At 77.9% G+C, this 6,151-nt stretch carries 6 protein-coding genes; all 6 read left to right on the top strand.

Translation table 11 applies throughout. The annotated features are described in order from the left end of the window. The first annotated feature begins 374 nt into the window (after positions 1-374). Entirely contained in the window at positions 375-2,291 is a 1,917-nt protein-coding gene (locus AB0L40_RS25745; protein WP_364361329.1) for an FUSC family protein, read from the top strand. 189 nt (positions 2,292-2,480) lie between these two features. Continuing rightward, positions 2,481-3,233, top strand: coding sequence for a response regulator transcription factor (locus tag AB0L40_RS25740; protein ID WP_364361327.1), 753 nt, complete (start codon positions 2,481-2,483; stop codon positions 3,231-3,233). Then, complete coding sequence (locus AB0L40_RS25735) at positions 3,230-3,955, top strand: ATP-binding protein (protein WP_364361325.1); 726 nt, start codon at positions 3,230-3,232, stop codon at positions 3,953-3,955. Before AB0L40_RS25740 ends, AB0L40_RS25735 begins: the two co-directional genes overlap by 4 nt. After that, positions 3,952-4,635 carry an RcpC/CpaB family pilus assembly protein gene (locus AB0L40_RS25730; protein WP_364361323.1) on the top strand — a complete coding sequence of 228 codons (684 nt, stop codon included), beginning with the start codon at positions 3,952-3,954 and terminating at the stop codon, positions 4,633-4,635. The genes AB0L40_RS25735 and AB0L40_RS25730 overlap by 4 nt, the downstream gene beginning before the upstream one ends. Further along, the gene (locus tag AB0L40_RS25725; protein WP_364361321.1) at positions 4,632-5,891 is read left to right on the top strand and encodes an ATPase, T2SS/T4P/T4SS family; all 1,260 of its coding nucleotides are present in this window, start codon (positions 4,632-4,634) and stop codon (positions 5,889-5,891) included. Before AB0L40_RS25730 ends, AB0L40_RS25725 begins: the two co-directional genes overlap by 4 nt. Further along, the coding region (locus tag AB0L40_RS25720; protein ID WP_364361319.1) for a hypothetical protein at positions 5,888-6,151 on the top strand (264 nt) is incomplete at its 3' end. The genes AB0L40_RS25725 and AB0L40_RS25720, both read left to right, overlap by 4 nt.

Genomic DNA, 6,151 nt, shown 5'->3' with positions numbered 1-6,151 from the left:
CACTGCCGGGGTCAGCTCGACCGGTCTGGTCGCGGCCCAGAACCGTTCCCAGAGCGCCTTGCCGCGCCGCCGGCGGATCAGGCGGCCCCGGGAACTGCCCCGGCTTCCGCGCCGAACGTCGCGTCGTCCCCGCCTGCGGGCGAGTACGCGCCCGCCCCTGAGGCGCCGGCCGCCCCCGAGGCGCCGCGCGTGCCGGAGGCCGCGCCGGCCCCGGCGCCTCCGCCCGCGCCGCGCACCCCGCCCGCCCGGAAGGCTCGTCCGGCGACGGAGCCCGAGCTCCCGCCCGCCGCGCCGACCCTCGGGTTCGTCGACGACGACATCCCGTTCTGAGCGCATCACCCGACCACGCCGCCGCGGGCCCGTCCGCCACGGTCGTGCCCGGTCGTGTCGCCCGACGGGCAACCGCGGTCTTCCGCGCCGCCTGGGCGACCCGGACGGTCTCCGCCCGCATCGGCGTCGCGTTCGGGCTGCCGCTGGCGATCGCCGTCGCGCTCGGGCACCCGCACGAGGGGGCCGTCGCCACCCAGGGGGCGTTCGCCGCCGTCTACGCGCGCGACGAGCCGTACCGGCGTCGCCTGCGGGTGATGGCCGGCATCGGCCTGGCGCTGGTGCTCGCGGTCACGGCCGGGACGCTGCTCTCGTCGCTGCCCGTCGCGATCGCGATCGGGGTCGGCCTCGTCGCCGGGGTCGGCTCGCTCCTGGGCTCGGCGTGGGACGTGGGGCGCCCGCGCGAGTTCGTCCTCGTCCTGGCCTTCCTGGCCGCGACGCAGTACCCGGGCGGCGCGGGCGACGTGCCCCTGCGCGCGGCGCTCGTCCTCGGCGGCGCCGCGACGGTCACCGCGATCGCGATGTCCGGCGCGCTGGTTCGCCCGCGCGGGCCGGAGGAGCGCGCGCTCGAGGCGCTCTGGGGCCGGCTCGCCGACCTCCTCGACGCGGTCGGCACCCCGGGGGCGGCCGACGCCCGCCACGACGTGCTGGTCGCGGTCGAGGAGGCCCGGACCGTCCTGACCCGGGCCGGCCACCGCCGCGGCGACGGCGACCGGCTGTTCGGCCTGGCGCTCGGCGCGGAGGGCGTGCTCGACGCCGCCCTCGGGCTCGTCCTGCGCGACGCTCCGCCGCTGGACCCCGCGTGGGCCGCCGCCGTCCGGGCGATCCGCGCGTCGGTCCGCGACCCCGACGCCGCCCGCGACCTGCAGCTCCCGGCCGACGCGCCGGACGCCGTCCACGGCGACCGCTTCGCCCGGATGATGGCCCGCGCCGTCGCTGCGGCCGACCCGGCGCTGGCGCTCCAGTCGACGCTGGTGCCGTTCGGCCGGCGCCGCCGCCGTTCGGCCCGCTCGGCCGTCCGCCGCGTGATCCATCCGGGGTCGCTCGTCCTCCCGACCGCCGCCCGCACCGGCCTGGCCGTCGCGATCGGCACCGCGATCGGGCTGTCGCTGGACCCCAACCGCGGCATCTGGGTCGGCCTGACGACGGCCGCGGTCCTGCAGGCCAGCAACGTCACCCTGACCGCCCGGCGGACCATGCAGCGCGCGGGCGGGACGATCCTGGGCGTCGGCCTCGCGGCGCTCGTCCTCGCGCTCGACCCGACCGCCGGCGTGATCGTCATCGCGTTGATGGTCTTCCAGGCGCTGATGCAGTCGACGATCTCGGCGGCCTACGGGGTGGCGACGTTCTTCGCGACCCCGCTCGCACTCCTGATCGTCGACCTCGGCCGCCCCGGGACCCCCGCCGGAGCGCTGGTCGGCGCCCGGATCGTCGACACGCTGATCGGCTGCGCCGTCGGCCTGTTGGCGCGCCGGCTGCTCTGGCCGCGGACGGCCGAGACGCGGTTGGCGGCGGCGCAGGGCGCGGCGATCGAGGCGGTCCGCGACGTCCTCCACGCCGCCCTGACGAGGTCCGAGGTCGAGACCGGCCACCTCGTCCGCCGGTCCCGGCGCGGCCTGCACACCGCGCTGCTCAACCTGCGCGCCGTCCAGCAGGACGCGGTCGGCGACCTCGTCTTCACGGTGCACGACGCCGACGAGCTGTGGGCGACGACGTCCGCCGTCGAGCGCCTGTCCTTCGCCGCGATGGGCTTCGGCGCCCCGCCGGACCGGCCGTCCCCGCCCCGTGCGCGCCTGGAGGAGCTCGACGGCGCCCTGGACGCCCTGGCCGCGATCGCGTCGGGCCACCGTGCGCGGGCCCTGGTGGCGATCCCGCCGATGGACGGCTTCCCGGCGACCCACCGGGCGCTCCTGGAGCTGCGGGACGTGCTGCGGGCGGGGGAGGGCGAGCCGGCGGGGGCCTGAGGCGACGTGGCGTCGGGCCGTCCGGGAGACGGCTGGTCCGCCACCGCCGACGGACGCTCCGCTCCACTCCGCGGGACGGCCACGTCCGAGCCTGTCCCGCGCTCTCCCGAGGCAGTCCGCCGCGAAGCCGGCACAGAGCGTCGAGCAAGGCGGGGGGCGAGGTCGCGGGACCTCGCAGGTCGTTCGTGCATGACGCAGATCACTCCCGATTTCCCCCTGCTGATCGTCGAGGACGACGACCTGACCCGTGCCTTCCTCGTGGAGCACCTCGCGGCCGACGGGTACGACCCGCTCGCCGCCGCGACGCTCGAGGAGGCGATGGCGATCCTCGAGCAGACCGCGCCCCGGCTCGTGCTCTCGGACCTGACGCTGCCCGACGGCTCAGGACTCGACCTGCTCGCCCGGATCCGCTCAGCGGACGGGATCGTGTCGCGCATCGACCCACTGACCCCGGTCCTGCTGCTGACCGGCCGCGGGAGCGAGATCGACCGCGTCCGCGGCCTGGAGAAGGGGGCGGACGACTACCTGGTGAAGCCCTTCTCGTATCCGGAGCTCCGACTGCGGATCGCCGGACTGGTTCGCCGCGCCGACGGCCGGCCCGGGTCGGGCGTGATGCGGGTCGGCGAGCTCGTCGTCGATCCCTCGCGGCGGACGGTCGCGGTCCATGGCCGCCCGGTCCAGCTGACCCAGAAGGAGTACGCGCTGCTGCTCGCCCTGGTGCGGGAGCCCACGACGGTGTTCGCGAAGGACGACCTCCTGCGGGACGTGTGGGGCTTCCGTTCCGCCGGGGTCACCCGCACGATCGACTCGCACGCGTGTCGGCTGCGGCGGAAGCTCGGGGTCGCGGGCGACGAGTTCGTCGTGAACGTGTGGGGCGTGGGCTACAAGCTCGTGGACGCGGCGCCCGCCGCCGTCGCGGCCGCGGGGCGGGTGGCGGCGTGAGTCCGCTGCTGCTCGCGGGCTGGCTGCTGGCCGTGACGGCGGCGAGCCTGCTCCTGCTCGCGCGCCGGGCGGCCCACCGGCACACGGAGGACGTGGTGCGCGCCTGCCACGAGCTGCGCGGCCCGTTGCAGAACGTGATGCTGGCGCTCGGCGCGGCCGAGGCCGACGGCGGTGGAGCGGTGCGGCGGGCCCCGCTCGCGGCGCTCGCGCTCGAGCTGACCCGCGCGAGCCGGGCGGTCGACGACCTGAGCGCCTCGACGGCCCGCCGCCGCGGCCGCGACGAGCTGCGCCGCATCGACCTGCTGCCGCTCGTCCGGGACCTCGTCGCCGTCCACGACCTGGCGGCGCGGAGCCGGGGGCGCCGCGTGGAGCTCGTGGAGCCCGACGCCGCGGCCACCGTCCTGGGCGACCGGGCCCGCCTGGCGCAGGCGATCGGCAACCTCGTCCAGAACGCGCTCGAGCACGGGGCGGGCACCGTCCGCGTAGGCGTCGGCCGCGGGCCGCGCCACGTGTACGTCGAGATCAGCGACGAGGGCAGTGGCCTGCGCGTCCCCGTCGAGCGCCTCGTGGAGGGGCGCCGGCGCGGCCAGCGCGGCCGAGGGATGGGCATCGTCGCGGACGCCCTCGCCGCCCACGGCGGACGGCTGCGCTCGGCACCGTCGGCCCGCGGGGCCCGCCTCGTGGCGGAGCTGCCCGTCCCCGGACCGCGGGCGGCGACGTGATCAGCCGCCGGCGCCGGGCCGCGCTGCTGCTCGGGCTGGCCCTCGTCCTCGGCGCGCTGGCCGCCGGCGACGTCGGCCGGCGGGAGCGCGCGCTCACGGCCGGCCTGGGCCCGGCCGTCCCGGTCGTCGTCGCGCGCACAGGCCTGGAGCCCGGCCGCGTGGTCGCGGCGAAGGACGTCACCGTCCGTCGGGTCCCGCGCCGCTACGCGCCCGCCGACCGCGTCGCCGCGACGTCCGAGGTCGTCGGCCTGCGACCCCGCGTCGCCGTCGCCCCCGGCGCCGACCTCTCGATCCCGATGCTCGACGACGGCGCCGGACCACAGCTGCGCGCCGGCGAGCGGATCGCCGACCTCGTCGTCATCGGTGACCCCAAGCTCGTCCGCCCGGGCGGACGCGTCGACCTGCTCGTCACGCGCGACGCCGAGCAGTCCGAGGGGAGCACGCGGCTCGCACTGGAGGACGCCGAGGTGCTGACGGTCGGGGACGCGCCGTCGGACGGCGGCGACGGCGGAGGCGGGCGCATCGCGGTCGCGCTGCGCGTCAGCGTCAAGCAGGCGGTCTACCTGGCCGCCGCCCAGAACTTCGCCAGCGAGCTGCGGGTCCTCCCGCGGTCGCCGGACGACTCGCGGCGCGGCGCGGCCGGAACGACGGCGCGGTCGAGCCTGAAGGGCATCGGATGAGCCTGCACCGCGAGATCGCCGCCGACCTGCACGGCCGCCTCGTCGCCCTCGCGGCCGCGCCGGCCGAGGGCGGGATCAGCCCCACGCCGGAGGAGCTGCTCGAGCGCGTGCTCCGCCGCGACGCCCCGCTGCTGCCGCCCGAGGACCGCGACGAGGTCCGCCGGCTGCTCCTGGAGCGGACGGTCGGGCTGGGCCCGCTCGAGTCGCTCCTGGACGACGACGAGATCGACGAGATCATGATCTCCGGCACGCGCCCCGTCTGGGTCGAGCGCCGCGGCCGGATCGAGGAGACCGCCGTCGCGTTCGCGGACGAGCACGAGCTGCTGCACGCGATCGAGCGGATGCTCGCCGGCGCCGGCCGGCGGGTCGACCGCGCCGACCCGCTCTGCGACGCGCGGCTCCCGGACGGCTCCCGCGTCCACGTCGTGCTCCCGCCGCTGGCCCTCGACGGGCCCGCCGTCACGATCCGCCGGTTCCGCGCCCGGCGCTGGACGCCCGAGGAGCTCGTCGCGCGCGGGACGTGGTCGCCGCAGGTCGCGGCGCTCGTGGCGGACGCCGTCGCCGAGCGCCGCTCGATCCTCGTCTCCGGCGGCACCGGAGCGGGGAAGACGACGACGCTCGGCGCGATCGCGTCGCTGCTGCCGCAGTCGGAGCGGATCGTCACCGTCGAGGACACCGCAGAGCTGCGGCTCGGCCAGCCGCACGTCGTGCGCCTGGAGGCCCGGCCGCCGCGCACCGACGGGAGCGGCGCGATCACGATCCGCGACCTCGTCCGCAACGCGCTGCGCATGCGCCCCGACCGGATCGTCGTCGGCGAGGTCCGCGGTGCCGAGGCGCTCGACATGGTGCTCGCGATGACGACCGGCCACGACGGGTCGCTGTCGACGATCCACGCGCGGTCGCCCGACGCCGCGCTGCGACGACTGGAGACGCTCTGCCTGATGGCGGACGTCGGCCTGCCGCACGTGGCGGTCGCGCGGATGGTGGGCGACGCCGTCGGCGTGGTCCTCCAGCAGACGCGCGGGGCCGCCGGCCGGCGGCGCGTGACCGGGGCCGCCCGGGTGCTGGCCGGTCACGACGGCTGGACGCTCGAGCCCGTGGAGGTCGACGGCGAGGACCCGCCAGGCCCCCGACCGGAGCGCTCGCCGTCCGGGCGAGCGGCCGGCAGTGGCGACTCGGTGCACGCCGTGGACGTGGTCGGCGGGAGGGGCACCGCGCCGCGGGGATCGGTGCCGTCCGCGGAGTACCGGTCGTGAGCGGCGCCGTCCTCGCCGCCGGTGCGTCCGGAGCCCTGGCCGCCGCGGCGATCGTCGACCTCTCGCCGGATGGGATCCGGATCGGCGGGCGGGTCCTCGCGCGGCTCCGGGACTCCGGGGAGGGCCATCCCGGCGAGGCGCTCGACCGCGTCGTGCCGTGGTCGGTCGCGCTCGGGCTCGTCCTGCTCGTGGCCGGGGCACCGGTGCCGGCGCTCGCGATCGGGGTCGGGCCCGCCGCTGCCCGTGCCGTCCGCCGCGCG

It is taken from the genome of Patulibacter sp. NPDC049589, from assembly GCF_040675535.1.
GTDB lineage: Bacteria > Actinomycetota > Thermoleophilia > Solirubrobacterales > Solirubrobacteraceae > Patulibacter.
This window is presented reverse-complemented; position numbering and strand designations above follow the sequence as displayed.